Annotated in this window: 35 protein-coding genes and 1 riboswitch; of the genes, 17 read left to right on the forward strand and 18 right to left on the reverse strand. The window is 63.9% G+C overall.

All coding sequences use genetic code 11. The annotated features are described in order from the left end of the window. Positions 1 to 191: 191 nt before the first annotated feature. Positions 192 to 836, reverse strand: coding sequence for a response regulator transcription factor (locus EJ068_RS27420; RefSeq protein WP_127253604.1), 645 nt, complete (start codon positions 834 to 836; stop codon positions 192 to 194). Continuing rightward, positions 833 to 2,236 (reverse strand): sensor histidine kinase, encoded by a 1,404-nt coding sequence (locus EJ068_RS27425; RefSeq protein ID WP_126078096.1) that lies wholly within the window; start codon positions 2,234 to 2,236, stop codon positions 833 to 835. The genes EJ068_RS27420 and EJ068_RS27425 overlap by 4 nt, the downstream gene beginning before the upstream one ends. A 1,128-nt stretch (positions 2,237 to 3,364) precedes the next feature. Between EJ068_RS27425 and EJ068_RS27430 the strand changes: the two genes are divergently transcribed. Further along, positions 3,365 to 3,517 carry a hypothetical protein gene (locus EJ068_RS27430; RefSeq protein WP_189342160.1) on the forward strand — a complete coding sequence of 51 codons (153 nt, stop codon included), beginning with the start codon at positions 3,365 to 3,367 and terminating at the stop codon, positions 3,515 to 3,517. A gap of 29 nt (positions 3,518 to 3,546) precedes the next feature. Here the strand turns inward: EJ068_RS27430 and EJ068_RS32815 are convergent, their stop codons facing one another. The 3 genes from EJ068_RS32815 to EJ068_RS27440 all read right to left on the reverse strand — a co-directional run bounded on the left by EJ068_RS32815 (position 3,547) and on the right by EJ068_RS27440 (position 4,477). Beyond that, positions 3,547 to 3,705: a hypothetical protein gene (locus tag EJ068_RS32815; protein ID WP_189342161.1), complete on the reverse strand. Its 159-nt coding sequence runs from the start codon at positions 3,703 to 3,705 to the stop codon at positions 3,547 to 3,549. A gap of 146 nt (positions 3,706 to 3,851) precedes the next feature. Then, entirely contained in the window at positions 3,852 to 4,232 is a 381-nt protein-coding gene (locus tag EJ068_RS27435; RefSeq protein WP_127253756.1) for a YkvA family protein, read from the reverse strand. A gap of 62 nt (positions 4,233 to 4,294) precedes the next feature. Further along, positions 4,295 to 4,477, reverse strand: coding sequence for a hypothetical protein (locus EJ068_RS27440; RefSeq protein ID WP_036258067.1), 183 nt, complete (start codon positions 4,475 to 4,477; stop codon positions 4,295 to 4,297). Positions 4,478 to 4,719: 242 nt separating this feature from the next. Here EJ068_RS27440 and EJ068_RS27445 point away from each other — a divergent pair, with 242 nt between their 5' ends. Continuing rightward, positions 4,720 to 4,869, forward strand: coding sequence for a hypothetical protein (locus EJ068_RS27445; protein ID WP_127253757.1), 150 nt, complete (start codon positions 4,720 to 4,722; stop codon positions 4,867 to 4,869). 245 nt (positions 4,870 to 5,114) lie between these two features. Here EJ068_RS27445 and EJ068_RS27450 read toward each other — a convergent pair whose 3' ends face one another. The 4 genes from EJ068_RS27450 to EJ068_RS27465 all read right to left on the reverse strand — a co-directional run bounded on the left by EJ068_RS27450 (position 5,115) and on the right by EJ068_RS27465 (position 8,675). Continuing rightward, positions 5,115 to 6,041, reverse strand: a complete 927-nt coding sequence (locus EJ068_RS27450; protein WP_129554534.1) for an IS110 family transposase — start codon at positions 6,039 to 6,041, stop codon at positions 5,115 to 5,117. Between the two features lie 362 nt (positions 6,042 to 6,403). Then, positions 6,404 to 6,739 (reverse strand): hypothetical protein, encoded by a 336-nt coding sequence (locus tag EJ068_RS27455; RefSeq protein ID WP_126078093.1) that lies wholly within the window; start codon positions 6,737 to 6,739, stop codon positions 6,404 to 6,406. Positions 6,740 to 6,879: 140 nt separating this feature from the next. After that, the gene (locus EJ068_RS27460; protein ID WP_126078092.1) at positions 6,880 to 7,782 is read right to left on the reverse strand and encodes a GNAT family N-acetyltransferase; all 903 of its coding nucleotides are present in this window, start codon (positions 7,780 to 7,782) and stop codon (positions 6,880 to 6,882) included. 137 nt (positions 7,783 to 7,919) lie between these two features. Continuing rightward, positions 7,920 to 8,675 carry an SDR family oxidoreductase gene (locus EJ068_RS27465; RefSeq protein WP_126078091.1) on the reverse strand — a complete coding sequence of 252 codons (756 nt, stop codon included), beginning with the start codon at positions 8,673 to 8,675 and terminating at the stop codon, positions 7,920 to 7,922. Positions 8,676 to 8,772: 97 nt separating this feature from the next. Between EJ068_RS27465 and EJ068_RS27470 the strand changes: the two genes are divergently transcribed. From EJ068_RS27470 to EJ068_RS27490, 5 genes are all read left to right on the forward strand, one after another. Further along, positions 8,773 to 9,675 carry an AraC family transcriptional regulator gene (locus EJ068_RS27470; RefSeq protein ID WP_127253116.1) on the forward strand — a complete coding sequence of 301 codons (903 nt, stop codon included), beginning with the start codon at positions 8,773 to 8,775 and terminating at the stop codon, positions 9,673 to 9,675. Between the two features lie 74 nt (positions 9,676 to 9,749). Further along, on the forward strand, positions 9,750 to 10,574 hold the full coding sequence (locus EJ068_RS27475; RefSeq protein ID WP_127253118.1) for a Ku protein: 825 nt from the start codon (positions 9,750 to 9,752) through the stop codon (positions 10,572 to 10,574). A gap of 112 nt (positions 10,575 to 10,686) precedes the next feature. Continuing rightward, the gene (locus EJ068_RS27480; protein ID WP_040973109.1) at positions 10,687 to 10,944 is read left to right on the forward strand and encodes a metal-sensing transcriptional repressor; all 258 of its coding nucleotides are present in this window, start codon (positions 10,687 to 10,689) and stop codon (positions 10,942 to 10,944) included. An 8-nt stretch (positions 10,945 to 10,952) separates the two neighbouring features. Next, complete coding sequence (locus tag EJ068_RS27485; RefSeq protein WP_129554937.1) at positions 10,953 to 12,290, forward strand: cation diffusion facilitator family transporter; 1,338 nt, start codon at positions 10,953 to 10,955, stop codon at positions 12,288 to 12,290. Next, the gene (locus EJ068_RS27490) at positions 12,287 to 13,000 is read left to right on the forward strand and encodes a sulfite exporter TauE/SafE family protein (protein WP_127253122.1); all 714 of its coding nucleotides are present in this window, start codon (positions 12,287 to 12,289) and stop codon (positions 12,998 to 13,000) included. Before EJ068_RS27485 ends, EJ068_RS27490 begins: the two co-directional genes overlap by 4 nt. 9 nt (positions 13,001 to 13,009) lie before the next feature. On the opposite strand, the gene EJ068_RS27495 is transcribed toward EJ068_RS27490, so the two are convergent. Further along, entirely contained in the window at positions 13,010 to 13,954 is a 945-nt protein-coding gene (locus EJ068_RS27495; RefSeq protein ID WP_127253123.1) for a DMT family transporter, read from the reverse strand. A 217-nt stretch (positions 13,955 to 14,171) separates the two neighbouring features. Then, positions 14,172 to 14,576 (reverse strand): VOC family protein, encoded by a 405-nt coding sequence (locus tag EJ068_RS27500; protein ID WP_127253125.1) that lies wholly within the window; start codon positions 14,574 to 14,576, stop codon positions 14,172 to 14,174. A 103-nt stretch (positions 14,577 to 14,679) separates the two neighbouring features. Between EJ068_RS27500 and EJ068_RS27505 the strand changes: the two genes are divergently transcribed. Further along, positions 14,680 to 15,312, forward strand: coding sequence for a TetR/AcrR family transcriptional regulator (locus EJ068_RS27505; protein ID WP_126078084.1), 633 nt, complete (start codon positions 14,680 to 14,682; stop codon positions 15,310 to 15,312). A 232-nt stretch (positions 15,313 to 15,544) separates the two neighbouring features. Then, positions 15,545 to 16,030 carry a dienelactone hydrolase family protein gene (locus EJ068_RS27510; protein WP_348527615.1) on the forward strand — a complete coding sequence of 162 codons (486 nt, stop codon included), beginning with the start codon at positions 15,545 to 15,547 and terminating at the stop codon, positions 16,028 to 16,030. A 35-nt stretch (positions 16,031 to 16,065) separates the two neighbouring features. On the opposite strand, the gene EJ068_RS27515 is transcribed toward EJ068_RS27510, so the two are convergent. The 3 genes from EJ068_RS27515 to EJ068_RS27525 form a co-directional block, all read right to left on the reverse strand. Further along, positions 16,066 to 16,647: a hypothetical protein gene (locus EJ068_RS27515; protein ID WP_129554938.1), complete on the reverse strand. Its 582-nt coding sequence runs from the start codon at positions 16,645 to 16,647 to the stop codon at positions 16,066 to 16,068. A gap of 149 nt (positions 16,648 to 16,796) precedes the next feature. Then, positions 16,797 to 17,531: a CbtA family protein gene (locus EJ068_RS27520; protein ID WP_127253129.1), complete on the reverse strand. Its 735-nt coding sequence runs from the start codon at positions 17,529 to 17,531 to the stop codon at positions 16,797 to 16,799. A 197-nt stretch (positions 17,532 to 17,728) separates the two neighbouring features. Continuing rightward, positions 17,729 to 17,938 (reverse strand): CbtB domain-containing protein, encoded by a 210-nt coding sequence (locus tag EJ068_RS27525; protein ID WP_042638334.1) that lies wholly within the window; start codon positions 17,936 to 17,938, stop codon positions 17,729 to 17,731. A 46-nt stretch (positions 17,939 to 17,984) separates the two neighbouring features. Beyond that, positions 17,985 to 18,062, reverse strand: a riboswitch (adenosylcobalamin (AdoCbl) riboswitch). A 104-nt stretch (positions 18,063 to 18,166) separates the two neighbouring features. Here EJ068_RS27525 and EJ068_RS27530 point away from each other — a divergent pair. Both EJ068_RS27530 and EJ068_RS27535 read left to right on the forward strand, forming a co-directional pair. Further along, positions 18,167 to 18,742, forward strand: coding sequence for a histidine phosphatase family protein (locus tag EJ068_RS27530; protein WP_127386292.1), 576 nt, complete (start codon positions 18,167 to 18,169; stop codon positions 18,740 to 18,742). 140 nt (positions 18,743 to 18,882) lie between these two features. Then, on the forward strand, positions 18,883 to 19,155 hold the full coding sequence (locus EJ068_RS27535; RefSeq protein WP_126078080.1) for a PilZ domain-containing protein: 273 nt from the start codon (positions 18,883 to 18,885) through the stop codon (positions 19,153 to 19,155). A gap of 235 nt (positions 19,156 to 19,390) precedes the next feature. Here EJ068_RS27535 and EJ068_RS27540 read toward each other — a convergent pair whose 3' ends face one another. Next, positions 19,391 to 19,912, reverse strand: coding sequence for a DUF6428 family protein (locus EJ068_RS27540; protein WP_127251813.1), 522 nt, complete (start codon positions 19,910 to 19,912; stop codon positions 19,391 to 19,393). Between the two features lie 42 nt (positions 19,913 to 19,954). Here EJ068_RS27540 and EJ068_RS27545 point away from each other — a divergent pair, with 42 nt between their 5' ends. From EJ068_RS27545 to arsC, 3 genes are read left to right on the forward strand one after another with little or no spacing between them, the layout of a single operon-like run. Beyond that, positions 19,955 to 20,305, forward strand: a complete 351-nt coding sequence (locus EJ068_RS27545; protein ID WP_126078078.1) for a metalloregulator ArsR/SmtB family transcription factor — start codon at positions 19,955 to 19,957, stop codon at positions 20,303 to 20,305. Positions 20,306 to 20,337: 32 nt separating this feature from the next. After that, positions 20,338 to 21,036: an MIP/aquaporin family protein gene (locus EJ068_RS27550; protein ID WP_126083442.1), complete on the forward strand. Its 699-nt coding sequence runs from the start codon at positions 20,338 to 20,340 to the stop codon at positions 21,034 to 21,036. Then, positions 21,033 to 21,455: an arsenate reductase (glutaredoxin) gene (arsC, locus tag EJ068_RS27555; protein ID WP_127251812.1), complete on the forward strand. Its 423-nt coding sequence runs from the start codon at positions 21,033 to 21,035 to the stop codon at positions 21,453 to 21,455. Before EJ068_RS27550 ends, arsC begins: the two co-directional genes overlap by 4 nt. On the opposite strand, the gene EJ068_RS27560 is transcribed toward arsC, so the two are convergent. After that, the gene (locus tag EJ068_RS27560) at positions 21,433 to 21,951 is read right to left on the reverse strand and encodes a GNAT family N-acetyltransferase (protein ID WP_126078076.1); all 519 of its coding nucleotides are present in this window, start codon (positions 21,949 to 21,951) and stop codon (positions 21,433 to 21,435) included. The two genes, arsC and EJ068_RS27560, sit on opposite strands and share 23 nt — an antisense overlap. A 47-nt stretch (positions 21,952 to 21,998) precedes the next feature. On the opposite strand from EJ068_RS27560, the gene EJ068_RS27565 reads away from it, so the two are divergent. Continuing rightward, on the forward strand, positions 21,999 to 23,192 hold the full coding sequence (locus EJ068_RS27565) for an MFS transporter (protein WP_245463243.1): 1,194 nt from the start codon (positions 21,999 to 22,001) through the stop codon (positions 23,190 to 23,192). A gap of 202 nt (positions 23,193 to 23,394) precedes the next feature. Here EJ068_RS27565 and EJ068_RS27570 read toward each other — a convergent pair whose 3' ends face one another. After that, positions 23,395 to 24,120, reverse strand: coding sequence for an outer membrane beta-barrel protein (locus EJ068_RS27570; protein WP_126078075.1), 726 nt, complete (start codon positions 24,118 to 24,120; stop codon positions 23,395 to 23,397). Positions 24,121 to 24,241: 121 nt separating this feature from the next. On the opposite strand from EJ068_RS27570, the gene EJ068_RS27575 reads away from it, so the two are divergent. Together EJ068_RS27575 and EJ068_RS27580 are read left to right on the forward strand one after the other, a co-directional pair. Continuing rightward, a complete protein-coding gene (locus EJ068_RS27575) occupies positions 24,242 to 24,538 on the forward strand; it encodes a hypothetical protein (RefSeq protein WP_127251811.1) in 297 nt (98 codons plus the stop codon). Further along, positions 24,525 to 25,490 (forward strand): AraC family transcriptional regulator, encoded by a 966-nt coding sequence (locus EJ068_RS27580; protein ID WP_127386293.1) that lies wholly within the window; start codon positions 24,525 to 24,527, stop codon positions 25,488 to 25,490. Before EJ068_RS27575 ends, EJ068_RS27580 begins: the two co-directional genes overlap by 14 nt. Positions 25,491 to 25,710: 220 nt before the next feature. Here the strand turns inward: EJ068_RS27580 and EJ068_RS27585 are convergent, their stop codons facing one another. Beyond that, on the reverse strand, positions 25,711 to 25,995 hold the full coding sequence (locus EJ068_RS27585; RefSeq protein ID WP_095815885.1) for a photosystem reaction center subunit H: 285 nt from the start codon (positions 25,993 to 25,995) through the stop codon (positions 25,711 to 25,713). Positions 25,996 to 26,011: the final 16 nt, after the last annotated feature.

The raw sequence follows: 26,011 nt of genomic DNA on the forward strand, positions 1-26,011 counted from the left end.
AGGGGAACTGGGGAATTGAGGAGGGGAATTGAGGAATTGAAGAAATGAAGAACTGAAGAAAGGGGATCGGCCACCGTTCCTTGCTTCCTCGATCTCCAACGTCTCAAATTCTTCAATTCTTCAATTCTTCAATTCCTCAGTTCCTCAGTTCCTAATTGGCCCCTCAATTCCCCAACTCTCCGTCCAGCCCCTCAGTTCCTCTCCCTCGCCTCATGCATCAGCAGCGCCGCTTCGGTGCGGTTGCGCACGTTGAGCTTGGCGAGCACCCTGGTCATGTGATGCTTGACCGTCTTTTCCTGCAGCGACAGCCGGGCGGCCACTTCCTTGTTGCTCAGCCCCTCCGCGACCAGCTTCAGGATCTCGGCTTCGCGGCCGGTGAGCTGGGCGAGCGGGTCCGGCTTGCTGCCGGTGGGCTGCAGAAGGTCGGAAAGCAGCCTGGCCGAGAGGCTCGGCGAAACATAGCTCTGGCCGTTGGCGACATCGCGCAGGATCTCGGCCAGCGCCTTGGAGCCGACGCCTTTCAGCACATAGCCGCGCGCGCCGGCCTTCAGCGCCTGGGCGACGTCGGCATTGGTCTCCGACACCGTCAGCATCACGATCTTCTGCTCGGGCATCGCTGAAAGGATGCTGGCAAGCGCGCTGAGGCCGCCGCCCGGCATGCTGATGTCGAGCAGAAGGATATCGGGCGTGCTGGCGCGCACCAGCCTTTCGGCGTCCTCGGCGCTGGCGCCTTCGCCCACGAGTTCGAAGCCGCCTATCTCGCCGAGGCTGCGCGCAACGCCCTCGCGAAACAGGGGATGGTCGTCGACTATTGCGATGCGGATGGACGTGCTCACGGTTGCTCCTCGACAGACAAGGTGATCACCAGTCTTGTTCCCCCGGGGCCTGTCAGTGTCTCGAACTGACCGCCTATGCTTTCGATACGTTCCCTCAGGCCCGCAAGCCCAAGTCCCTCGCTTCGGGCCGGGTCGAAGCCGGGGCCTGTGTCCACGACCTCGACGAGAAGCTTGCCGCCTTTCGTCGTGGCCCTGACCTGCTGGCCCTTGCCCTTGCCGTGCCGGAAGGCGTTGTTCAGGCCTTCCTGCACGAAGCGATAGATGCTGATCTTTTCCGAGGTGCCCAGTTCCGGCAAGCGCTCTGGCAGGGTTAGCAACACATTGGTGCTGGTGCGGCGCTCATGCTCGGCCACCGCCAGGCGTAGGATGTCCGCGATGGCCTGGGTTTCGATCTGCGGCAGGACCAGCCCGTTGCAGATGCCGCGTATCTCGCGCATCGCTTCGCCGAGCGTCTTGTGGATGCCGGCGATCTCGGCTTCACGCAGCGTGCTCGACGTGGCCGGGTCGACCAGCGCCGGGCTGTCCATCCTGAGCGCGGCGAGCGCCACAAGTTGCGCCGGCCCGTCATGCAGGTCGGCGCCTATGCGCCGCAGATAGCGCTCGTTGATGGCGGCGGCGCGGCGCGAGGCGCGCTGAACGCGCTGCCGCAGCGTCGAGTTCTGCGCCAGCGCCGCCTGCAATTCCGAGACCTTGGCCTCGAGCGCCGCCTGCTGGGTGACGATGGTGCGGCTGCCGCGGAAAACGATGCCCGAGAGCAGGGCCAGCGCCGCCGCCGTGGCGCCCGCCACCACCAGCCAGCTCCACAACAGGGCCGAGTGCAGCGATTCCTCGAAATCGCCGGACAATTCGTAGAATTCAGACACGGCCACGACCTCGCCCGACCAGGGTTCGCGCACCGGGTTGTAGATCTCGAGCAGCGGCACCCCCATCGACCGTTCCTTCTCGTCTTCCTCGTCTTCGAGCCTGTTGGAGTTGTATTTGACCATGACATTGCCGGCGAAAGCGGCGACGAGATTGGCGTTGGGCTTGAACTGCCTGCCGATGAGGTCGGCGTCCTTCGAATAGAGAATCGTGCCGTCGCGCCGCCATAGCTTGAACGAGACCAGCCTTTTCCCAAGCGCTCCCTGGCCGAGCGTCTCGTCCAGCGCCCGCTTGACGGTGTCGTCCAGCTCCTGGCTCTTGCGCATGTCGGGCAGCAGCGGCGCGATCACGCTGTCGACATAGAGCGCGGTGGTGGCGGCGGAATTGTGCAGGACGCCGTCACGGATCTGAGATGTCACCCACAGCCCGACCACGAGCATCACCGCCAGAAGGCCGATGCCGCCCGCGATCACGAACTGCCAGGCAAGCGAGAGCCCGCTCCAGATTCGTGCAAGCCGTTTCAGATACCTCCCAAACATCGGCACCGTTCACCCACCCGTTCGCGACAGTATAGGCGAGGTGACGCAATTGCGACACCGACCTTGGTCCGTGCCGAGGAGGAAGGTTAATGACGGGCCGTTGCCGGCGGGGCAGCTGTGATTCGCAAGCGGTAAGATCGCCCATACCCCGAATGGCAAATGCCCGCGTCGCTCCTGTTGACGGGGAAGACGCGGGCCGGCTGCCACCTGAACTTCTTTCAGCGCCGACACAACCACCAATCCGGCCCCAGGTCCAGACCAAAAGACGTATGCCCCGCAGAGCATAGCGCCGCGCCGCCGCCGTCCGGTCTGGCGCGGTCCTGTCATCGGGCGTTGCGGATCTGAATATATAACGACGTCTGTCGGATGCCCCAGCCCAGGGCCGGGCAGCTCTGTCCTTGCATAAGACGCGGGAAGTCGCGACGGCATTTGCCCCCAAAAGAAGTCAGGGCCAAGGCCTTGATCGGCCGGACACGCGCCGCCTATACGATGGACGTTACCTTGCTGTTCGTGGCAACGCAGTATGGACGTAGGCACAAAAAACCATAAGAGAAATCACCGGCTGTCGATCTTTGATCTCGACGCATTGCGGGAAGCTTTCAGGCAGTCTGTTCGGGAGAACGACGTCACGGAAGCCGAATGGGCGCGGTACGCCGAGCATTTCGTCAAGAGCACGCTCCAAAAAGGCAGCCGGCTCACACGGGCTTGAGCGTTCGTGCGTCCGGGATCCGGGTGATTCCAGGCATGAACGTTTCGGTCCTGGCCGCTCGGACCATTGCGCCGGCGCATAGGACCTCAGCGACAATTGCGGGCGCAGGTGGAAACGGACACTGTGTCCGTGCGCCGGCTACCCCCCAAAGGAAACCCAATGGTCGGCGCTTTAGCCCGGCTTGCCTGTAAGAGAGCCGTACTCTTTTACCGCCAAGGCAAGCCGGGCTACCCCGCTCCCTGAACGCTTCAAGGCTGGTCCGTCGTCGAAACCCGGCGCCGAAGAATTAATGGCCGTGGGCCATTTCAATGCGGCGGAACGAAAGCAGGTCGGGCGCGTTCTAGGCCGCGATGTCGAGGAGTCCTCACCATCACAAGGCCGAAAGGCCGTTTCAAGCCTCGACAGACGAGGCGGAGCGCTTGGCGCGTGCGGAAAAGAACGCCAGGCTGAAGGAGCTTCGCACCCACGCTTCCTGGCTGATGCTCGATCCGCAGGCGCATTTCCAGGAGGAGATCGACTGTTCGGTCCTGCTCGGCGACCTGTCGATCCGAAAGGTCGGCCGCGAGGGCTAGGACAATCCCAGGAACGGGCTTTCAGCCCGTCACGCGAGCTGCAATCCGGCCGCGCCATCCTCGCGCGTGATCTCGATCAGCCGCGCGATCGCCCATGGCGTTATCAGCGCAAGGAAAGCAGTGAGATCGAAGAAGAGCGACCGCGCCAGATCGAACCCGCTGTGATCGTAGCAGACTGCAAACTCCATAGCGCCTTACCCCTTTTGACCCACCCGCAGCGCACGTAATTTCACGCACCCTTGAGCATGATCCTGATTGGCATCGAATACAAGGGGTCGCTAATCAAGCCGAATGTGCACCGCTATCGGCGAATCTGAAAGATCGCGACGCCGCTTTAGGCCGGCTTCGGCCAGAACAGCCAGGTGAGCGCCAGCGCCGCCAGAACCCAGACCGCGATCATGAAGGCGAGACCCGCCTTGCTGACCGGCTTCTCGCGCCGCGTGGCTTCTTCACGGAATTCCCGCATCAGGTCGGGTGGCACCAGCCTGACCGCGAGCATGATGCCGAGAGGCACGATCAGCAGGTCGTCCAGATAGCCGATGATCGGGATGAAATCCGGGATGAGATCGATCGGGCTCAGCGCATAGGCCGCGACGGCGCCCGCGATGGCTTTCGCGAACCAGGGCACGCGCGAATCACGGGCCGCAATCCACAGCGCCACCACGTCGCGCTTGATGGCGCGCGCCCATTGCTTTGCCGAGTCGAGAGCCGACATGAGCCCATTGTATAGGGCCGTATGGGCCTTCAGGCCAACGGACGAATACCGGATTTGGCCTCTCAGGCGCAGTCCTTCAACTCGACAACCTCGACGCCGAGGCGGAAAGCCTGGCCATCGGCGTAGGAACGCGCATATTGCTCGGCTTCGAAGGGGAAGATGAGTGTGGTGCCGTAGGCGGTGACGCGCACTGTCCACTTCTGTCCCCTGACGAGTTCAACACCGTGAAGCTTCGCCGTCACCATCTCACCCTCCTCAGATCCGGCACGCTCGCAACATCCGCATAACGTCGCGAAAGTCATTTGAATACAAACAATTCGACTTAATCGTGTCGTTGCGATGTCGATTCCGACATTGGGTCGTTTGCGTCCGTGAAATGGTTCACCGACAGAAGCGTTTTTTGCCGCCGGCCGCGCGCGGGCATCATGGTGATCGGAACCGAGGCAGGCACGGCGGGTTGGAGTCATGGCCCGCACAGGAGGTTTCCATGATCCGCAAACTGAAAACCGGCGAATACCGGCTCTATTCGCGCAAGATCGATCCCAGGACCGGCAAGCGCCGCAATCTCGGCACCTTCAAGTCGCGCGAAGCCGCCGGAAAGCACGAACGCGAAGGGCAGTATTTCAAGCGGCATTAGTTCCTCAACACAGTGATTTTGAAAGATTGCAGACTTGTCGAGCAAGGCCATCAACGTTGGGGTAGTCAGCGCAAACGCTGGCGATGAGCTGAAGGCTCCTGAACCTCGTCATTCTAGGGCGGAGCAAGGAGCGAAGCGACGCGCGCAGACCCTAGAATCCATGCCGTTACTTAGACCGAAGTGTGCAACGGTGCAGAATTTCTGGACCGCTGCGGCGCTCCCAAGTCACGGCATGGCAACTGTGTTCACGCGAATGCGGTTTTGTCGCGCATGATGGCGTTGAGGACGACCAGGAGCTTCCTTGCGACGGCGATGATGGCGAGTTTCTTGGACCCTGAGCGGGCAGCAAGTGCGGTATAGAAGGTCTTGAAGCGCTCACAGGTTCTGATGGCGGTGAGGGCAGCCATATAGAGGGCGCGACGCACGCGTGATCGCCCGCCCTGGATCTGGCTCCTGCGGCTGAGCTTGCCGCTCTTGTTGTCGAACGGGGCAAGGCCGGCGAGCGCGGCGATCGCCTTGGGTGAGCGCTGGCCGAGCTCGGGCAGGAGCGCCAGCAAAGAGAGCGCGCCGACATTGGAGACACCGGGCACGGAGACCATCAGCGCATGGTCGCGAGCGGTGTCCTGGTTTTGACGAATGACTTCGGCAATCTGGCTCTCGAACGCCTTGATACGCGTGTCGAGGAAGGCGATCGTCTCTTCCAGATCGGCAATGACGGCCTCCTCGAAAGCCTCGGCGAGGTGCTTCTTCAGCGCTGCCCGCATCTCGACCAAATGATCGCGGTGGCCGGCAAGCGATTGAAGCCGCTCGACTTCTTCGCTCGGCGCCGGCTCGGCCTCAGGGTTATAGCGACGGCCATAGTCGCTCAGCATCCTGGCATCGAGAGGATCGGTCTTGGCGCGCCGGCGCGTCGACTTCGAATAGTGGTGGGTGTGCGCCGGGTTGTGCCGCGAGAACGGCACGCCGGCCTTGGCCAGCGCATGGCGCAGCAGCCGGTCATGGACACCTGTCGCCTCCATGACGACGAAGTCCCGACTGGGATCAAGGCCTGCCACATAGGCGGCGATCGCATCGGCCTGGTTGTCGATGCGCCGAAGACGGCCGCTTGTCTCATCAAAAAAGTCGAGCCACTGCTTGGAGATGTCGCAGCCGACATAGTTCTGGGCTATCATGTCCACGCCTCTTCCTGTGGTGCGGGGTCTGCTTCGAACAGCCCCGTGCAACTGTTCAGGTTGATGGTTCACCGGTGGGAAGGGACCGGGCCATGCCACGGCCTGTCCGAAAGGACGACCACGATCCACTCGGTCTCCTTCCCACCTCAACCATACACCAGAACCAACACACAGGATTCTAGGGTCAAGCCCAGGGTCAAGCCCGAGAATGACGACCGCGATAGGTCTCGGCCAATCGCCAACGCATGCCAATGCACACATAGCCAACCGGTCAAAATTTCTGTGTTAAGGAACTAGGACAATTCGGTGAGCGTCGGGTACGGAAACGCCCAGGGAGCGGCCGCCGTTTCACCGGGAAGGTTTCATCCGTGCGGCGTCGGTTGCGTGCGCGGGCGAGGGTGGCCAGCCACGTTCGAGCCGATATGGTCGAGGTCGCAACGTCTCGTCACCATCTCGACCGACCCGGTGTCGACGGTCACCCGCCCCAGCACCTGCACCGTCGTGCGTCCGAGATCCTCGTCGACATGGACGACGTCGCCCTCCAGCCTCAGCTTGTCGCCTGCCTTGGCGTTTGGCTCGACCATCGAATAGCGGTGGCCGTTGCCGTCGAGGCTCAGCGTCACGCGGTCGTTGGTGCGCTCGACCACGGTGGCGATCACCGCCACCCTGTCGCCTATTTCAACAATGGGCCGTGCCATTGCGGCCTCCTTTCTGCTCCGCGCGGTCGTTGGCCGGGAGCCAATTGGCTGACGATATGACGGATGCCGACAGCTGCTGAAATAACGGGAAAACAAGTGTTTGGTTGCCTCTGCGCCGCCTGCCCCCGCGGCCCGGCCGATCACATGAAGCCGGGATTTCGCGGCAGATACTGCGTCCAGTCGCGATAGCCGGGCGATGCCATCAACAGCATCGGGAAGGTGATGCGCATGCCTTGATCGACCGCAAGGCTGAGCGCGCTCTCGCATGTGCCCGGCAGGAAGGCCGATACCTTTTCGGCCGAGCGATCTGCCGCCAGCCGCAATGCCGTTGCGAAGGCATCGCGAAGAAAACCGGGCCGCGTCACCGCCAGGGGCCCGATATGCCCGCCGGCGCTAAGGTAGCTGTAGCCGATCGCCTCACTGCCGGCGAGGAGCAAGACACCTGTCGTCGCGGCATCGGTGCGCAGATAGCGGTGGTGCTTCTCTCGCGAGACCCCCAGGGCACTGGCATCGATTGCGACGAGTTTTTCCATTGTCGCGGCGCTGCGGTCCATTTCGACGGCGCGCAATGGCGATTGAGGCAAAGCCTTGGTCACCCGTTCGCGCGCGGCGCTGAAAACGTAGATCGGCGTTTTGGGAAACAGGCCGTGCCGCATGTAGAGGCCCTGCGAGACACGGTTGAAGGTGAACGTGATGAGCGCCCTGTGGGCTGCGCCCGATTTGCGGGCGTGCTGCATGGTTCGCTCCAGCAGCGTATTGCCGATGCCGTGGCCTTGTCGGCCAGGATCGACGAAAAGCTGGGCGAGAAACCAGATGTCGCCGCAGACCCAACTCCAGGCGAAGCCCGCAATGTCCCCATGGTCTTCCGCCACCCACAGGCCGTCGGGGTCGTCCTCGAGTGAGAACAACTGGAAATTGGGCGGGCTCGTCGCCGCCATCGGGCCGAAGCCGTGCCGAACGGTAAGCTCATTGATGCTGGCGACCACCATTGCATCGGTCGCGGCCAGGTCATCGGCGCGAGCAGGTCTGTAAACGAGCGACATGGAACAACCCCAACTATAGAGCGCGAGCCGCAGTTGCACCGATCATATCAGCGATCCATGCCTGCCGTCTTGGCCACGATCGGCGCTATCGCAGCTCCACCGGAGGCCACATCGGCCCCCGGTGCTTACGCTGCCCGTCAGACCGCCCCCGCTAGGGCGACTGCGTCGGCGCCAGCGGGGAAGCGCAGTGTGCCGGTAGTGTCGTTGACGGCCCGCCAAACGCCCTCGGCGACATCGATTTCCCTGGTGGTCAGCGCCCCGGCCATCGCCGGATCGGCGAGATTGCCGAAGACTGCCCTGGCAAAGTCGGCATAGGCCTCGGGGATAAGGTCCTGGACATTCACGCCGGTATTGGCGGTGAACCTCGTCGTCGGCCCGTAACCCGGTTCGACCAGCTTGGCCAGGACGTTGAAGGGCGCGAGCTCCAACGCCAGCGAGCCGGTGAAACCTTCGATCGCCTGCTTGCTCGCTGTATAGGCCGCCGCCAGCGGGAAGGGCGCCAGCGTGGCACTCGACGTCACATTGACGATGACGCCGGAACGGCGCTCGCGCATCCGCTGGATCACCGCCTGGGTCATCGCCATGACGCCGAACGTGTTGGTCTCGAAGACCTTGCGGATATGCGCCATCGGCGTCGCCTCGAAAGCTCCGGCGACGCCGATGCCGGCATTGTTGACCAATGCGTCGATCGGCCCGGCCGCTTCGACCGCCGCCGCGATGCTTTTGTCGTCCGTCACGTCGAGCGGCAGGATGCGCAGCGCCGGCGAAGGCGGCAGCACATCCTCGCGCGGGTTTCGCATCGTCGCGACGACGTTCCAGCCATTCGAGAGGAAATGGCGCGCCGTCTCCAGGCCATAGCCCGAGGAAGCGCCGGTGATCAGGATGGTTTTCATGGGTCCTCGCTGTTCGGTTTGTACGGCGGCAAGTTACCGGCAGCAGTCAGGACTATCTATGATTGACGATCCTGATTTTGTTTGCAAGAGTCCTGAAATGGTCGATCCTCTCTCTGAAGTCATAGCCTTGCTCAGGCCGCGCGCCGTGTTCACCAAGGGCATCAGCGGCGCCGGGCGCTGGGGTGTCCGCTACGCGGATTTCGGCCATCCGAGCTTCGCCGTCGTCATCGAGGGAGCCTGCCTGTTGGCGGTTGACGGCCAGCCGCCCTTGACGCTCGAAGCCGGCGATTTCGTCCTGCTGCCGAAAACGCCCGGCTTCACCATGACCGGCTTCGAGCCGGTCGTTCCGACGCTGATAGATCCCAACCTTGCCATGGCCGCCACGGAGGAGGTCCGGCACGGCCAGCAGGACGGCCCGCCGGACCTGCGCATGCTTGGCGGCTACTTCCTTTTCGACGGCGAGGATTCCGGCCTGCTGGTCTCATTGCTGCCCGCTCAGGTCCATGTCCGTGGCGTCGAGCGGCTGTCGGTCCTAGTGAAGCTGCTGGTCGAGGAGGCGGCGGGCCGGCATTCGGGGCGCGACCTGGTGCTGACCCGGCTGATCGAGATCCTGCTGGTCGAATCCCTTCGGCAGGCGCAGACGTCCGACGCGCCGGCCGGCCTGCTGCGCGGCCTGGGCGACGCGCGGCTGGCGGAGGCGATCCGCCGGATGCATGCCGATCCGGCGCGGCCCTGGACGATCGCCGAGCTGGCGAAGGAGGCCGCGCTTTCGCGCTCCGCCTTCTTCGACCGTTTCGTTCGCGGCGTCGGCGTGCCGCCGATGGAATATCTCTTGGCCTGGCGCATGGCGCTGGCGAAAGACCTGCTGCGCCGGCGGGAGGCCGATATCGCCGAGGTTGCCGAGCGTGTCGGTTATGGCTCGGTCAGCACCTTCAGCACCGCCTTCAGCCGCCATGTCGGCCAGCCACCCGGGCGCTACGCCAGGGCGACCGCGCACTAGCGGCGCCTTCGCCGCGCGGAACCAGGCGGGTCGCCAGATGTTCCTGTTGATCGCAACGACAACAGGAATGGCACATGGTTGCGCCACGCGCGGTCTGGAAGGGTTTTCTCAAGGTTGGGTCGGTCTCGTGTGGCGTGAAGCTGGTCGGCGCGACCAGCGAAACCGGAAAAGTTCATTTCAGGATCCTGAACCGCAAGGACGGCCTGCCGGTGAAAAGCGCCTATGTCGACGAGCAGACCGGCCATGTCGTCGAGGCCCAGGACCAGACCAAGGGCTTCGAGGCCGAGAAGGACGATTTCATCGAGATCGAGCCGGATGAGATCAAGAAGCTGAAGCTCACCTCGGCGCATACATTGGAGGTTGACGAGTTCGTCGCTCTTGACGAGATCGACACCCGCTATCTGGAAAAGCCCTATTATCTCATCCCCGCCGACGGCGCCGCGCTCGAGGCCTTCAGCGTGCTGCGCGAGGCGATGAAGAAGAAGCGCGTCGCCGCAAGGTCCTGCGTCGTACTCTACCAGCGCGGCCGCGAGGTCGTCATCCAGCCTTTCGGCAAGGGCATGCTGCTCACCGAACTGCGCACCCGCGACGAGATGGTCTCGGAGAAGAGCGTTTTCGAAGACCTGACGTCACCGAAATACGACAAGGACCTGCTCGAGATCGCCGAGCTGTTGATCGACAAGAAGGTGACGAAGTTCGATCCTTCGAAATTCGAGGATACCTATGAGGATGCGCTGATCGCGATGATCGATGCCAAGCGCAAGGGTAAGAAACCGCCGAAGGCCGCGCCGCCGCCAAGGGAAAATGTCGTCGACCTCGCCTCGGTGCTGAGGAAGAGTCTCGCCAAGGAAGGCATCAAGGCCCCCTCGAAAGCCAAGCCTGCCCGCAAGTCGGCCTGATCGGCCCGCCGATAGGATCGCCCAAGCTCGATCGGCGGATCTGCTCACTCCTGTCGGACGTAGTCCATCCCCCGGGTTGCCCTATCCTACCCTGGGGGATAGGATTTAAACCATGACGATACACAGCTCCCATCCCGACATCATCGCCCGGCTCAAGCGCGCGCACGGCCATCTCGCTGCCGTGCTCACCATGTTCGAACAGGGCCGTTCATGCCTTGACCTCGCGCAACAGCTCCATGCCGTCGAAAGCGCCGTCGGCAACGCCAAGCGCGAGCTCATCCACGACCATATGGAGCATTGCCTTGTCGAGGGCGGCGAGCCGACCAGGGACACGCTGAAAGAGCTGAAGCAGCTCACCAAATATCTGTGAGGCGGCCCATGTTGACGAGGATTCTCGACTGGTTTGGCTTCGGCTCGCACGGGCATGACCACGACGGACATGAACACGGCGGGCACGGCCATGACGGGCCGCACGGGCACACGCATGGCGTGATCGATGCGACGATCGCCACGACTGAGCGCGGCATCTGGGCGATCAAATGGTCGTTCGTCATCCTGGCGATAACGGCAGCGCTGCAGCTCGCCGTCGTCCTGTTCTCGGGCAGCGTGGCGCTGCTTGCCGACACCATCCACAACATCGCCGACGCGACGACGGCCATCCCGCTCTGGATCGCCTTCGTGCTGGCGCGACGCAGGCCGACCCGAACGTTCACCTACGGCCTCGGTCGCGTCGAGGATCTTGCCGGCATCGTCATCGTGTTGATCATCCTGGCGAGCGCGCTGGTTGCCGGCTACGAGGCGATCGATCGCCTGTTCAATCCGCAGCCGGTCCGGTTCCTGGGCTGGCTGGCCGCTGCCGGCGTCATCGGCTTCCTCGGCAATGAGGCGGTGGCCGTCTTCCGCATCCGCGTCGGCCGTCAGATCAACAGCGCGGCCCTGATCGCCGATGGTTACCACGCGCGCACCGACGGGCTGACCAGCCTTGCCGTCGTTGCCGGCGCGGTCGGCGTCTGGCTTGGCTACCCGCTCGCCGACCCGATCATCGGCCTGCTGATCACCATCGCCATTTTCGGCATCGTCTGGCAGTCGGCGCGTTCCGTGCTAACGCGCATGCTCGACGGTGTGGGGCCGGGGCTAGTCGACGAGGTTCATCACGCCGCCGACCATGTCGCCGGGATCGACAGGGTGGTCGACGCGAAGGCCCGCTGGCTCGGCCACAAGCTGCATGTCGATGTGGAGATCGCGGTCAATGACGGGCTGCTGCTCGCCGCCGCCAACAACATCGCCGCGTCGCTGAAGACGGAGCTCTTCGCGCACATTCCCGCGCTCGACGTCGCCACGGTGCGCTTTGCCGCGCCCGAGGCCGAGGGCGGTCACCATCAAGCGCCTGACCCGTTCCTGGTGTCGGGCAAGCTGGCTAGCGGGCTGCTCGAGATCGTCGACACGCCTCAGGGCGAGCGCATTCGGCTGCGCCTCTCGCGCCATGCCGAGGGCCTGCAAGCGAACGTCGCCATCGAAAGGGGGGGCGGCGCGGTCGAAAGCCTGCCGCTGTCGCCGGTCGGCGGCGATCATCACTATCTGCAAAGCCTTGTCGCGCCGGCCGAGCCGCATGAGTTCAGCGCCAGGCTGCAACTTGCGGCCGGTCAGGACAGCGAGGACCTGCCCTTCGCCATGGCCGAGCCGGGAGGCCACCAGCACGAGCACGCGCATGGATGATACAAGCGCTCTTTGACTACCAACGCGAGATTTACCTGGCGGTGGCGCAGCACCTCAAGGCGTTCGCCGGCGACGGCAACTGGCTTACGCTCCTTGCGGTCCTGCCGATGGGCGTCGTGTTCGGGGCGGCTCACGCGCTGACGCCGGGCCATTCGAAGACACTGCTAGCCGCCTATATCGCCGGCTCGCAGGTGAAATTGGCTCGTGGATTGCTCGCCTCGCTCGCCCTTTCCTTCACCCATATCACGCTGGCGGTGCTTATCGCGGTGCTGGCGCTGCCGCTCGTCTCGATCTCGCTGGGCAGCGTCGGCCGCGCTCCCGCGCTGGAAACGCTGAGCCGTGGGCTGCTGGGCCTGATCGGCGTGTGGATAATCTGGCGCGCGCTGCGCGGCCGTCATCGTCATCACGTCCATGAGGGCGAAGCGGTCGGCTTCATGGCTGGACTGATCCCTTGCCCGCTGACGCTGTTCGTCATGACTTATGCCATTTCGCGCGGCATACCCTGGGCCGGACTTGTCTTCGCTGTCGCGATGATGGTGGGCGTCGCGATCACGCTCGGTATCGTCGTGCTGCTGGCGGTGCTATTCCGCAGCGGGTCGGTAGCCGCGCTGGAACGGCTGGGATCGAGCACGGCCGGTGTGGCCACCTTTCTGGAGATCGCGACCGGGCTGATTCTGGTTGGCGTGGCATTGCATCAGATCTTCGGGTAGCGGAACGCGTCACCTCACGCTGATCAGCGCCGTGCCGACGATGGCCAGCAGCGCGCCGGCCCAGGCGGCCGCGGTCGGCCTTTGGCCGCTGCGCAGCCACACCATCGGCAGGATGATGACCGGCGTCATCGAGGATAGCGTCGAGATGATGCCGACATTGCCGGTGCGCAACGCGGCCATCAGGCACGACATGCCGATCGAGGTGCCGACGAAGGCGGACAGCACGGCGAGCCCGACCGTGCCGAACTGCACGGCCTCCCTTTTGCCCTTGCCGAACGGCGTTGCCGTGAGCACGATGAACAGGATGACGGCGAGGCCGGAACGCAGCATGGCCGTGAACGGCTCGACGCCGGCCGCCATGGCGGGCCTGGCCAGAAGGGTGCCGATCGCCTGGCCGAGCGCTGTCGTGACGCCAAGCACGATGCCTGGTCCCATGCGGCCGGTGAGCGGCGGGCCGGGCACGGTGCTGACCGGCACGGTGGAAGGGGTGACGACCGGCATCGCCGGCGCCAGCTCGCCGCGCTTGAGGAAGCGCCGCGGCATGCCGATGGCAAGCACGATGCCCGCAAGCACCAGCGCCACGCCCAGCGCCTGCCAGCGGCTGATGGTTTCTCCGAGCACGAGATAGCCGAGCGCCAGGGCAAATGGCGAGGTGAGCGAGAAGAGCAGCGCCGTGATCCGCGGGCCGACCGAATAGATAGTGGCGAAATAGGTGGTGCTGGCGATGCTGATGCCGGCGAAGCTCGATCCGGCGAGCAGCCAGAATTCCCTCCCTCCGATCGTTTGCCAGCCGCCGATCGCCAGCGACACCGAGCCGGTCATCACGAAGGTGGCGAGCATCTGCCAGCGGGCAAGCTGGAGCAGGGGAACGCGCCCCTTGAGCTCGCTGAGGAACATGGAGCTCAGCGCGCTGCACAAGACGGCGGTAACGGCAAGGGCTTCGGAAAGGAGCATGGCTGCTGGCGGTTGCGGCGATTCCACCCAGGATTGGGCAGGCGCCGATGCTTACGCCAGCTCGCCGCAATGCGCCAGCCGGACCGGCGGCCGCAGGGGCATGCACCGAGATATCAAGTCGAGGACAATGGCGGGCTTGGCCCGAACACGGGAGCGACGGGGCGGGTGCCCCGCCGCTTCCAGGGTGTCGTTCCCGGCAAAGGGCGATACGGACGGTCTATTGCATGGCTGCGGGGTTCATCCACAGGAACTCCCAGACATTGCCATCCGGGTCTTCTATGTGACGGTTGAACATGAAGCCGAGATCCTGTGCCGGGTTGGGATCGGCGCGGCCGCCCGCTGCAACACCTTTCTCGATGACCGCGTTGACCGCGTCCTTGCTGTCGACGGTCAGCGCGATCAGCATTTGGCTCTCGCGCTTGGCATCGCCTATCGCACGGGCTGTGAACTGGCTGTAGTGCTGGTGCGTCAGCAACATGACCCCGATCGAATCGGAGAACATGATCGAGCTGGCCTGGTCGTTCGAGAACTGCGGGTTGAGCGTGCCGCCGATCGCGAGATAAAACTTGGTCGCTGGCTGCAGATCGCGCACCGGCAGATTGAGGAATAGCATTTGGGTCATCGGGTTGAAACCTCCGTTTCATTGACGGGTACTAGTCAGTCTAGTACCGTCTCGATGGCTATCATACGGGAACGGTACCGTCTAGTACTGATAGAGGGGCGCTATGAAAATTGCTGTTGAGACCAGATCGGCCCGTAAGGATCGTGAGATCATCGAGGCGGCGACCGCCGCCTTCATCGCCAAGGGCTACGATGGGACCAGCATGGAGGAGATCGCCACCAGGGCGAGCGCTTCGAAGCAGACTGTCTACAAGCATTTCACGGACAAGGAGACGCTTTTCACCGAAGTCGTGGAGTCCACCGCTTCTCAGGTCAACGACGTTGTCGAGTCCGTGACGATGCTGCTTTCCGAGGCAAAATTCCTGGAGGGCGGCCTGCAGCAGCTTGCCCGGCGATTGACCACGACGCTGATGAACGACGAGTTGCTGAAGCTCCGGCGTCTGATTATCGCCAATGCCGATCGAATGCCGCAGCTTGGCCGTAGCTGGTACGACAAAGGTTTTGAGCGCATGCTTGCCTCGGTGGCGGAGTGCTTTGAAAAGCTAACCAGCCGAGGCTTGTTGCAGACCGGCGATCCCCGTTTGGCGGCCAGCCATTTCTTTGGAATGCTGCTTTGGATTCCGATGAACGAAGCGATGTTCACCGGAAGCAACCCGCGCTCGAAAGCCGACCTTGAGCGCCACGCCGATGCCTCGGTCGAAGCGTTCCTTGCCGCCTATGGGGCACGCTCGAAGTAGTCGCGCCGCCTGGCACGATCTGCGCGGCGCAACGAGCCGCGTTATGTCGCCTGGTCTCGTAGGAGGTCGGCCGGCCTCAGTCAGTTAAGCAGCGCCTGAGAGTCCAACGCGATCGGCTAGGGGACGCCGGAGGGAAAGCGAATGGCTACTATCGTACTCTTTCACTCGGTGTTGGGCCTTCGGGCGGTGGAACAGCAAGCCGCTGAGAGAATGCGAGGCGCCGGCCATTGTTGTGACGCCGGACCTGTACGCGGGATTTACGGCGCCGTCGGTCGACGAAGGGCTTGACCTGATGGGCAAGGTCGGGTCGGAAACCATCTGCGGCCGTGCCAGGGCAGCGCTCCTCCAGACTTCTCGAGACGCGGTGCTCGCTGGCCATTCGATGGGAGCTGGGGTGGTCAGTGCCGTTTGGCCAGAAAGAATCGCTGCCGCGGGCGTTGTGCTGCTGCATGGCCTTGCCGATATTCCCACAAATGTTCGTCGACACATTCCGGTCGCGGTCCACGTCGCCGACCCGGATGCGTTTGCGCTGCCTGAACAAGTTGCCGGCTGGTCGGCGGCGGCAAAGCGCAGCCAAGTCAAGGCGGAGATTTTCACCTATCCGTGGATCGGCCATTTCTACACCGATCGAGCGCTGCCGGACTACGATGCGGCCGCAGCCGAACTGAGTTGGTCGCGCGTTCTGGCTTTCCTGGAAACGATCGCACGAAAGACTTGAAACGGTTCGGTGATACTGTGAGACGCTGAATCGTTCTAGACTGTGCCGGCCCGCGGCGAGGGCAAACGGAAGATCGACCACGCAGCCGTCATCAGCGCCGCCATCGTGACCAGCAGCGCCGCCAGGCTGGGCAGGTGGAAGACCATGTCCCGCCATCTGGGCTCGATCACCGCGCCGGTGCTGAAGGCCTCGCCGCTGAACTGGCACAGGATCCAGGATGCGCCGCTGCGCACCATGTCGGCGTCGATGTCGGAGATCAGCGCCTTCGCCTGGCGCTCGGCTGCTGGCATCGTCGCCATATGGGCGAGCAGCGCCTTGGCGGTGGCAAGATAGGCGTGGCTGCATTCGTTGAACGGGCTTTCCTCGTCGCCGAGGCTTCCCGGCATCAGGCCCCAGAGGCAGTAGGTGAATTGCAGATTGCCGTGATTGTAGAGCCGCCTGAAGCTCGGATTGGTCACGGTCTGGCGTTGGGCAAGGTCGAGGATGTCGCCGCGATAGCGCGCCATCACCGCCATCTGGCCGTGGGTGAGGCTGGGGATCTGCATGCCCGGGGGAGGCGGGGCCGAGGAGCCACTATGCGCCTGCGCCGAGGCAGCCGCCAGCAGGGCGAGCAGCACTGCAACCGAGCAATTCCAGGAAAAGTGTGCCGCGGTTTTCCGTCCGGAATTGCGAGAAAACAAAAGACCAAAGCGGCTCAGCGGTCGTGTCGACCGTTGAGCCGCTTTGGCCGCCAGGGCAAAGAACCTTGGCGGCCAGCGCATGGGTTTCAGGCGTAGCGGCGGGCGCGCTGGTCGCGCATCGCGACCACGCGTTCGGCAACCGCGCCGAAGCCGAGCCCGACGACGGTCCACAGCACCAGCTGGATGCCGAGCGAGGCGACGCGGAACTGCCACAGCACCGTCGCCGAGAAGTTCTCCGGCACTTCGTTGATGTCGGGCAGGGCCGCCTTCACCAGCGCGAAGACGACGAGGAAGGCAAGCCCAGCCACGATCGAGGCATTCCAGGCGCCGAGCTTGCTCCATAGCCGCTGCGCCAGGCCCACCGCCGCCACCATCGCGGCGATCGAGATGACGATCATGATGAAGAACAGTTCGGTGCGGTAGGCGATGGTTTCGGGATTGCCGACCGCGGGCGGGTTCGCGGGGTATTTGAGGCTCGGAACCACGATCACGGCAAGGAAGCCGAGCAGCGCCAGCAGCGCCGAGGTGCCGCGCGGGCCGAGCGAGCCCAGCCGGCCATAGGCATAGGCGAAGACCAGCGAGAACAGCCCGCCAAGCGCCGCGCCATAGACCAGCACGCCGGTCGCGAGACCGATGCCTGCCTGCGTGACGCGGCTGACCATCTCGGGCTCCGGCGCCTCGCCGGCGGCCTGCGCCTGCTGTTCCTCGAAGGCGATCGCCTTGTCGACCTGCGGCTCGCCATAGACGCGGGCGAAGGCGAACGCCAGAATCCCCGCCACCAGCCCGACAAGCATGCCGCGCAGCAAAAGTTTTCCGACCATGTCAGAGTCCCTTCAAGCAATTTCCCGGAAAAATTGAGCGTTTTCCGCCCGGAATTGCATTAGGCCAAATCTCAGAACGGCATCAGCGATGCCGAAGCCGCTCCAGAGCAATTCCAGGTAAAGTGTGCAACGGTTTTCCGTCCGGAATTGCGCGTCAGACCAAAACCTAGGACGGTTCAGCCTTCGCTGAACCGCTCCTAATGGCAGGGGAAGCCGAGCAGGTGGCGGCCGTCATGCACGAATTCATGCACCATCGTGCCGCGGATCAGCGAGGTCGCGCCTTCTTCCGCGCCGACGAAATAGATCATCAACATCAGCATCAGGCCGGCGAAGATTGCCCAGGGCAGAAGCTCGCGGACGGGAATCGCAACCGGGCCGTAGGTCGGGGCGAAGGTGGTGTCGGACATTTTGACCTCCTGTGGGATGCTGCGTCCCGTTGATCCAACTGTGCTGCGGGATAAGGCCTGACTTTCGGCTGGTGCCGATCACAGTGGCGCGACCGTGCCGGACTCGCACCGGCTTCCAATCCCGTATAGCGCTAAAACACTTGTCAGCACTTCGTTCGCCTGTCAACGACATGTAATGGCCAACGCGGCTTCGCCTGGCCGAAATTTCACTGGACCACGGAGTTTTGGATGTTCGCCCGCCTGACGATGATCGCAAGCGGCGCGACGCAGGCCGCGCGCAAGGGCCGCTTTCCGACGGACGAGGCGCCGGAGCCGAGCGCCCTCGATCGCGCCGGCGCGATCGCTTCGTCGCTGCGCCGGGCCGACCGCGTCTGGACAAGTCCGGCGCTTGCCGCGCGCAGGACGGCCGAGGCGCTTGGCCTTGACGCGACCGTCGAGCCGCTGCTTGCCGAGCAGGATTTCGCGCGCTGGGCCGGCAAAAGCTTCGAGGAGGTGCAGGCCGAGGACCCGGCAGGCATGGCCGCCTGGTTTGCCGATCCGGACGCCGCACCCCATGGCGGCGAATCGCTTGCCGCCGTCGCCCGGCGGGGTGCCGCGCTGATGGAGCGGCTGGCCGGCGAGGGGGGCGGCCACACCGTCGCGCTCACCCATGCCGTGCCGATCCGCGCCGCCATCGTGCATGTGCTAGGCGCGCCGCTCTCCTCGGTCTGGAAGATCGACATCGAGCCGCTGTCGCTCACCGAGTTCCGCAACGACGGCCGCCGCTGGGTGCTGCACGCGAGCGGGGTCGCCGGCGCGAGATAGCGCCGGAAACAGCTTTTCTGCTGATGGGCCGCGGTGCAGACGAATCCTGCTGTTTCAGCAACCGCTAACGGAACGGAAACGCCTTGCTGCTATGGTGCTGCCCAGTGGCGAGGAGAGCCTTGCCTTAGGAGCCGCCGGATATGGCCAATTATCCCGAGACCGAGCGCCGTCTTCATGCGCGCGAATTCGTGCTCAAGGAAGCCACGATCATTGCCGGTGCCGTCAGGATCGGCTGCTCGGTCAGGAATCAGCACGAGCAGGGCGCGGAGTTGCGCGTCGCCGCCGATACGGAGATCCCGGAACGCTTCCTGCTCGAGGTCCCAGCCGACGATATGACCTATCGCGCCTTGGTGCGGTGGCGGCGCAACGACCGCATCGGCGTGGCGCTCTACAGCAACGCGCCGAAGGACTGACGCGGTTCTCAGCAATTCGCGACTTGATCCTGTCCGGACGGCATGCAACCCGGCACATCGGGAACGCAACCGTGGCGCGTGCGTTCATGAGGGCCGATCAATTGGGATTCGCGCATGAGCAGGACAGCCGTTTGGGTGACGCTGATCGCTATCATTCTCGTGGGCCTCTATTTGTTGCAGCACAATGGCATGATCAGATTCTAAAGCACGGCGGCGCTCTGCGCCGTTCGCCGGGTCAGCAGCAGCTGTTCTCTCCGCAGCACGGCTTGCCCGCGGCCGCCTGTTCCTTCAGCCAGCGGTCACGCGGCTTGCAGCTCGCTGGCCGTGGCGAAAGCACGACCTCGATGGCGCCGCCAACGACGCTTGGCTGGGCCGCGCGGTGCAGTTCCATCGGGCGGACGCCGTCGCTGACCTCGAAGGTCAGCTTTGCCGACTGGTCGAGGGCCACGTGATCCGAGGCCTTGCGGATGATCGCCGCGAACTTGCCGGCCGGCATATGGACCGGCCCGCCTTCGTCCACGTCCCATAGCTGGACGAAGATCTCCGACCATGATTCCGGATTGGCCTCGCAATCCAGCGCCGAGAACTGGCCCGCCTTCACCTCGGTGACATGATAGCCTGGCTTAACCGGCTGCCCGTCATAGCGGAACACCAGCGGCCTGTCCTTGTAGTCGGCCAGCGCGCCCAGCAGGTCGCCGATGGTCAGGTCGGAGGGGTCGATCGGGGCGGCGTTTTTATGATTGTCAGAAGACAGCATGTCGGCTATTCCTCATTTCAATATTTCAAGGATTATCGAAACGTGGATGAACGTCAAGCCCTGATCGCCTTTGGCGCGCTGTCGCAGGAAACCCGCCTGCGCCTGCTGCGCCTGTTGGTCGTTGCCGGACCGGAAGGCATTTCCGCCGGCTCGCTCGCCGAACAGGTGGAGGTCTCGCCCTCCAATGTCAGCTTCCACCTCAAGGAACTGGAACGGTCCGGCCTCGTCACCGCGCGGCGTGATGCCCGCTCGATCGTCTACAGCGCCGAGTACGACGCGCTGTCCGGCCTGATCCGTTTCCTGATGGAGGATTGCTGCTCGGGCCGCCCGGAGATCTGCGCGCTGGCGCTTGCCGCGCCTTGCTGCCGGCCGGGCGAGGGGACCACGCAATGACTGCCGCGCCCTTGGCCCAGCATGGCAAACCGATGAGCGGCTTCGATCCATTGCGCCGGTTCGTCGCCGAAGCCCTGGGCACCGGACTGCTGGTGGCGACGGTCGTCGGTTCCGGCATCATGGCCGAGACGCTGACGCACGACACCGCGCTGGCGCTGCTCGGCAACACGCTCGCGACCGGCGCCATGCTGGTGGTGTTGATCACCATCCTCGGTCCGATCTCCGGCGCGCATTTCAATCCCGCGGTTTCGCTGGTGTTCTGCCTCAACCGGTCTCTGCCTGCCCGCGATCTCCCTGCCTATATCGCCGCGCAATTCGCCGGCGGCGTCGCCGGCACCATCGCCGCGCATCTCATGTTCGCCCTGCCGGTTCTGGAGGTCGCGACGAAGCCGCGGACCGGGCCGGCGCAGTGGTTTTCCGAAGGCGTCGCGGCGTTCGGCCTTGTCGTCGTCATTCTCGCCGGCCTGCGCTTCGAGCGGCGGACCGTGCCGTGGCTGGTCGGGCTCTATATCACGGCGGCCTATTGGTTCACCGCGTCCACGTCCTTCGCCAATCCTGCGGTTGCCGTTGCGCGGTCGCTCACCAACAGCTTCTCCGGCATCAGGCCGGTCGATCTGCCGGGCTTCATCGTCGCCGAGCTGCTAGGCGCCCTGATCGCGCTTGCGCTGATGGGCTGGCTCCTCAAGCCCGAAACCGTTCAGCAATCCCATCCCCTGAAAGCAGAACCATGACGGTCACGATTTACCACAATCCCGCTTGCGGCACCTCGCGCAACACGCTCGCCATGATCCGCGCCAGCGGCGAGGAGCCCGTGGTGATCGAATATCTGAAGACGCCGCCGAGCCGCGAGCGGCTGCTCGAACTGATCGCGGCGATGGGGATCACACCCCGCCAGTTGCTCCGGGAGAAGGGCACGCCTTACGACGAGCTCGGTCTCGCCGGCCCGAAATGGAGCGACGAGGAACTGATCGATTTCATGCTCGCCCATCCGATCCTCATCAACCGGCCGATCGTCGAGACGCCCAAGGGCACGAGGCTCTGCCGGCCGTCGGAAGCTGTGCTGCCGCTGCTGGACAATCCGGTGTGCGAATTCGTCAAGGAAGATGGCGAGAAAATACGTCCATCGCTTAGGGCGTCAGGTGCTTCATGAAGTAGATGGACGCCCTTGGTTTGCCGAACGGGTCGACGAAATGATGCGGCACGACGCCGACTTGCCGCCAGTTCATGCGCCGATAGAGCCGCTCGCTCGCTCCGCCCTCGGCGGTGTCGAGAAGGAGAAGGGTGCGCTTTCTCGACCTGGCTTCGTCTTCCACCGATGCCATGAGCGCTGAACCGATGCCTTGTCGCTGGAAATCTCGATGCACGAGCAGCATGTAAACCTCCGCCCGGTGCAGCGCATTCGGTTCCGGCGACAGATAGAGCTGGACGGTGCCGACGAGATTGTCCTCGACATAGGCGCAGATGAGGAGACGTTCCCCGTTCGTCAGCGAGGGGAAGATGCCTTGCCAATAGGACCGGGCTTGGTCGACGTCGAACGGCAGTACGAAGCCGACGAGCGCCCCGTCCTCGATGCTCTGCATCAAGAGCCCGGCGAGGGCGTCGAGTCGCGCCGTTGCTCCGGCCTCGTCGATTACCGCGATACGCATGTGCGCTCCCCTTCGAGGCTCGATAAATAGTGGGCTTTGAGCGATCCGTGAAGATTGAAGCGCCTGCGCCCGTCCCCCGCAACCGCCACGTTCTCGTCACGGCCCTCGGAATCACGCAGATCATCGCCTGGGGATCGTCCTACTATCTGCCCGCGGTCCTTGCCGCGCCGATTGCAAAAGATACCGGCTGGTCGCTCGCATCGGTCGTTGGCGGGTTGTCCTGCGGACTGCTGCTTGCCGGGCTTGTGTCCCCCATCACGGGCCGGCTGATCCAGCGCCATGGCGGCCGTCCGGTGCTTGCCGCCGGCTCGCTGCTGCTGGCGGCCGCGCATTCGTTGCTGGCGATGGCAACCGCCTATCCGCTTTACCTGGTTGCCTGGCTGCTGATGGGCCTCGGCATGTCGAGCAGTCTCTACGACGCCGGCTTCGCCACGCTGGGGCGGCTCTATGGTCAGGCAGCACGCAGCGCCATCACCAACCTGACGCTCTTCGGTGGTTTCGCCAGCACTGTCTGCTGGCCGCTCAGCGCGTTCCTTGTCGAGCATGGCGGATGGCGCATCGCCTGCCTTTCCTATGCCGCGATCCATCTGGCGATCTGCCTGCCGCTCCACCTTTGGGTGATACCGCCGCCTCCACCCGCGGCGCCCGCTCCGGTGAGAGGCGAGTCGAAAGAGGCATCCGCCACGGGCAGGACGCGGGCACGCTTCATTCTGCTTGCCTCCATCCTGACATTGGCCGCGATGATCGCATCCACGCTCTCCGTCCACCTGCTGACGCTGCTGCAATTGCGCGGCGTCGGCCTGGCGGCGGCAGTCGGTCTTGGCGCCCTGGTCGGTCCGTCACAGGTCGGCGCGCGCGTGGCCGAGTTGCTGATCGGCCGCAACCGGCATCATCCGATCTGGACGATGCTGGCGTCCGTATCGCTGCTCGCGGCCGGGATCTGGCTGCTTCTGGTGGGCCACGCATTCATCGCGCTCGCCCTGATCCTCTACGGCGCGGGCAACGGCATCCACACGATCGCACGCGGCGCGCTGCCGCTGGTGCTGTTCGATCCGCAGCAATACGCCGTCCTGATGGGCAAGCTCGCAACGCCGAGCCTCATCATCCAGGCGGCAGCTCCTTCCATCGGAGCGCTGCTTCTGGGCATGGGCGGCGGCAATCTCGTCCTGACCACGCTGGCGCTCGCGGCGACGCTGAATGTGGGGCTCTCTATCTGCTTGCTTGCGGCCGTGGGCCGCTGATCCTCGGATCGGTTTGACGCCCGACGAAATCGCCGAATCTGTCGCGGATATCCGCTTTCAGGCGGCTCCGGACGGACGCCGCCGCACATCTTTTGGCGAATTACGCCAATGCATGTCGCTCAATGCGCCGTGGTTTCGGCTGAGCGACATGCATCAAACAAGGCTTAACTGCGGGTAACGAATCTGAACGATTGCGAGGCGCTCAGAAACGGTAATTCACGAAGGCCTTGAGCGTGTGGAAAGCCACGTCGTCCTTGACTGTCAACCCTTCGCCATTGTCGAGTATCTGCTTCGAGCCAAGGTCGACATAGGCATACTCCGTGCCGAAGGAGATGCGATCGGTGATGGCGTGCTCGAGGCCCGCGCCGATCGTCCAGCCGGTGCGTGTCTGCTCCTCGTTGAAGACGGTCGTCCCGCCGACCGTCAGTGTCTGCTCGGTGTTGCCAAAGGCAAGGCCGCCATGGCCGTAGATGAGCGTGCGGTCCCAAGCGTGGCCCAGCCGCGCGCGAACGGTGCCGAGATATTTGAGATCCACGTCGCCATTGAAGATCTCGGTGCCGTCCACCGAGGCCGTAACCGAAGCGCCGTAGCTGGACGCGGCAATATCCGCCACCGCACCGATCACCCAGCGGTCGGCGAACTGCCAGTCATAGCCTGCCTGGATGCCGCCGAGGAAGCCGCTCGCGGAAATCTCGAACGCGCCGTTGATCGGCGGCGGGTTTCCGTCGGCAAAGATCTGCCGCGAATTGAGCTTCATGTCGCCAACCGCAAACGAACCGAACCCGCCGAGATAGGGCCCCGTCCAGCTGAAGCTCTCCTCAGTCGGCGGCATCGGGGCCGCTTCCGGGGCGAGCGCATCGGCCGCGAAAGCGCTGCCGGTGGCAAGAACGATCGCCATGGCGGCCATGGACGTGGGTATGATCTTCATCGGATACGTTCCTCGTTGAATTGCCAGTTTCGAAATTGCGTCCACATTCCTTCCCGCCCATGCATGAGCGGGCTCCGGGGCCGTCAGCCAATCTGCGAAGACATGTCCGCGCATTGCGGACATGAAAATCGAGTACCACCCCTTCAACGCACCGCTAGCAGAGAAAATCCGGGTGCGTGTGGCGGATACGGAAGTCAAAATTGCAATAACGGAACAGTTGTTGTTCCGGAATTTCTGTCTTGCAAATTTGTCACACTTAACTCACTTTCCGAAAGCTGAGAGGCCATTCTGGATTCGGGCTCAAACCAGGGCGGAAATGGTGTTTCTCAAGCGCCAACGGACAGGCAAAGGCCAATTGCGGGCAGGCGCCGTCCAACTCCAGGCAGTCTTCGACAGGGAGCACGATGGCGAGCGCTGATCGGGTGGCTACATTCTCGGCGGACGACATTCCCGAAGATCAACGGGACGAGTTCATTCGCGATTTCTACGGTCGCATCCAGATGCGGTTGGACATCACGCCGCGGGCCGACACGGCTCTCAAATTCTCTGCCCGCACCCTGATCCTGCCCGAGATGAATCTCACCAAGGGCAACGTCTCTCCCATGGTCTGGGAGCGCAACAGCGGGCTGATGGCCGACGGCAACGACGATATCATCCTATCCTGGAACAAGGGCGGCTACCGCTTCACCATGCCTGGGCGTGGCGATTTCAGCACCGATCCCGGCACCGCGGCGATCCTGCCGATGGACCGCCGCTACTCGGTCGCCAGCGAGGATTCGCAATGGACCATGGCGCTTCAGTTCAAGCGCTCGCTGCTGGTCCCGCTGGTGAAGAACCTCGATGATGTGCGTCCCGACAGTCTCGGCCGGACGCTCCCGGCCCACCGACTGCTGTTCGATTACCTCTGGTCGCTCCTGCATATCGAGGAGCCCGAGACGCTCGCGCCTCTTGCTTCCCGCCATATCACCGACCTTCTTGCCGTTTCCTTCGGTGGGATGGAGGCCCATACGCATCCCCCTGGTGTCCGCGCCGCAAGACTTGCGGCCATCAAGCAGCACATCGCCCGCAATCTGACCGATCCCGGGCTCAGCGCCGGGCAGATATCGCGCAAGTTCGGTATCAGCGAGCGCTATGTCCGCCAGCTCTTTGCCGGGGAGGGCACAAGCTTTTCCGACTATGTCAACGGGGAGCGGCTCGCCTATGTCCATAGCTGCCTCACCGACCGCCGACAGTTGCTGCGGCGCATCGCCGACATTGCATTTGAGGTCGGCTTCAACGAGCCATCCACCTTCTATCGGCAGTTCCGGCTGCGCTACGGCATGACGCCGACGGAAGTTCGTGCCCTGACCGAGAAGGGCGATAGTGGCTGAAGAGCCGGGGCTCGCTGCCGCATCTTCGTCCGAAGCGGCGCATCGGCTTGTTTGCCCGCAGCCTGATTTCTGCGCAGCGGCTATTTTTCCACGCCAGCGTCTCGTTGAGCACGGCGCCAGGTGGAGCCGCCGAGCGCCAGCTGCTTCGCGCCGCCTCCAAAAAAAACCCGGCAATTGCCGGGTCGGGTTCGTCTCATTCATTTCACCAGGCGCTTGCGCCTCAGTCGCGATGCTCCGGCATCGCCTTCAACTGGTCCTTCGTCCAGCTGGTGACGGCGTGGACGTCGCCGTCCTCGTCGCGCATGAAATCGAGCTGGCTGGCGGTGACGGCCACCGGCTTGGCGCCGATGCCGAGAAAGCCGCCGACATCGATGACGACCTGGCTGCCGTGCAGGTGGTCGACCGAGCCGATCTTCTCGTCATCGGGGCCGTAGATGGTCGCGCCTTCGAGGATGGCGGGCGTGAGCTCGGCATTGGTCAGTCTTACGTGGCTGGTGTGGTCCATGGCGCATCTCCTGTGG

The sequence above is a fragment of the Mesorhizobium sp. M2A.F.Ca.ET.043.02.1.1 genome, from assembly GCF_003952405.1.
Lineage (GTDB): Bacteria > Pseudomonadota > Alphaproteobacteria > Rhizobiales > Rhizobiaceae > Mesorhizobium.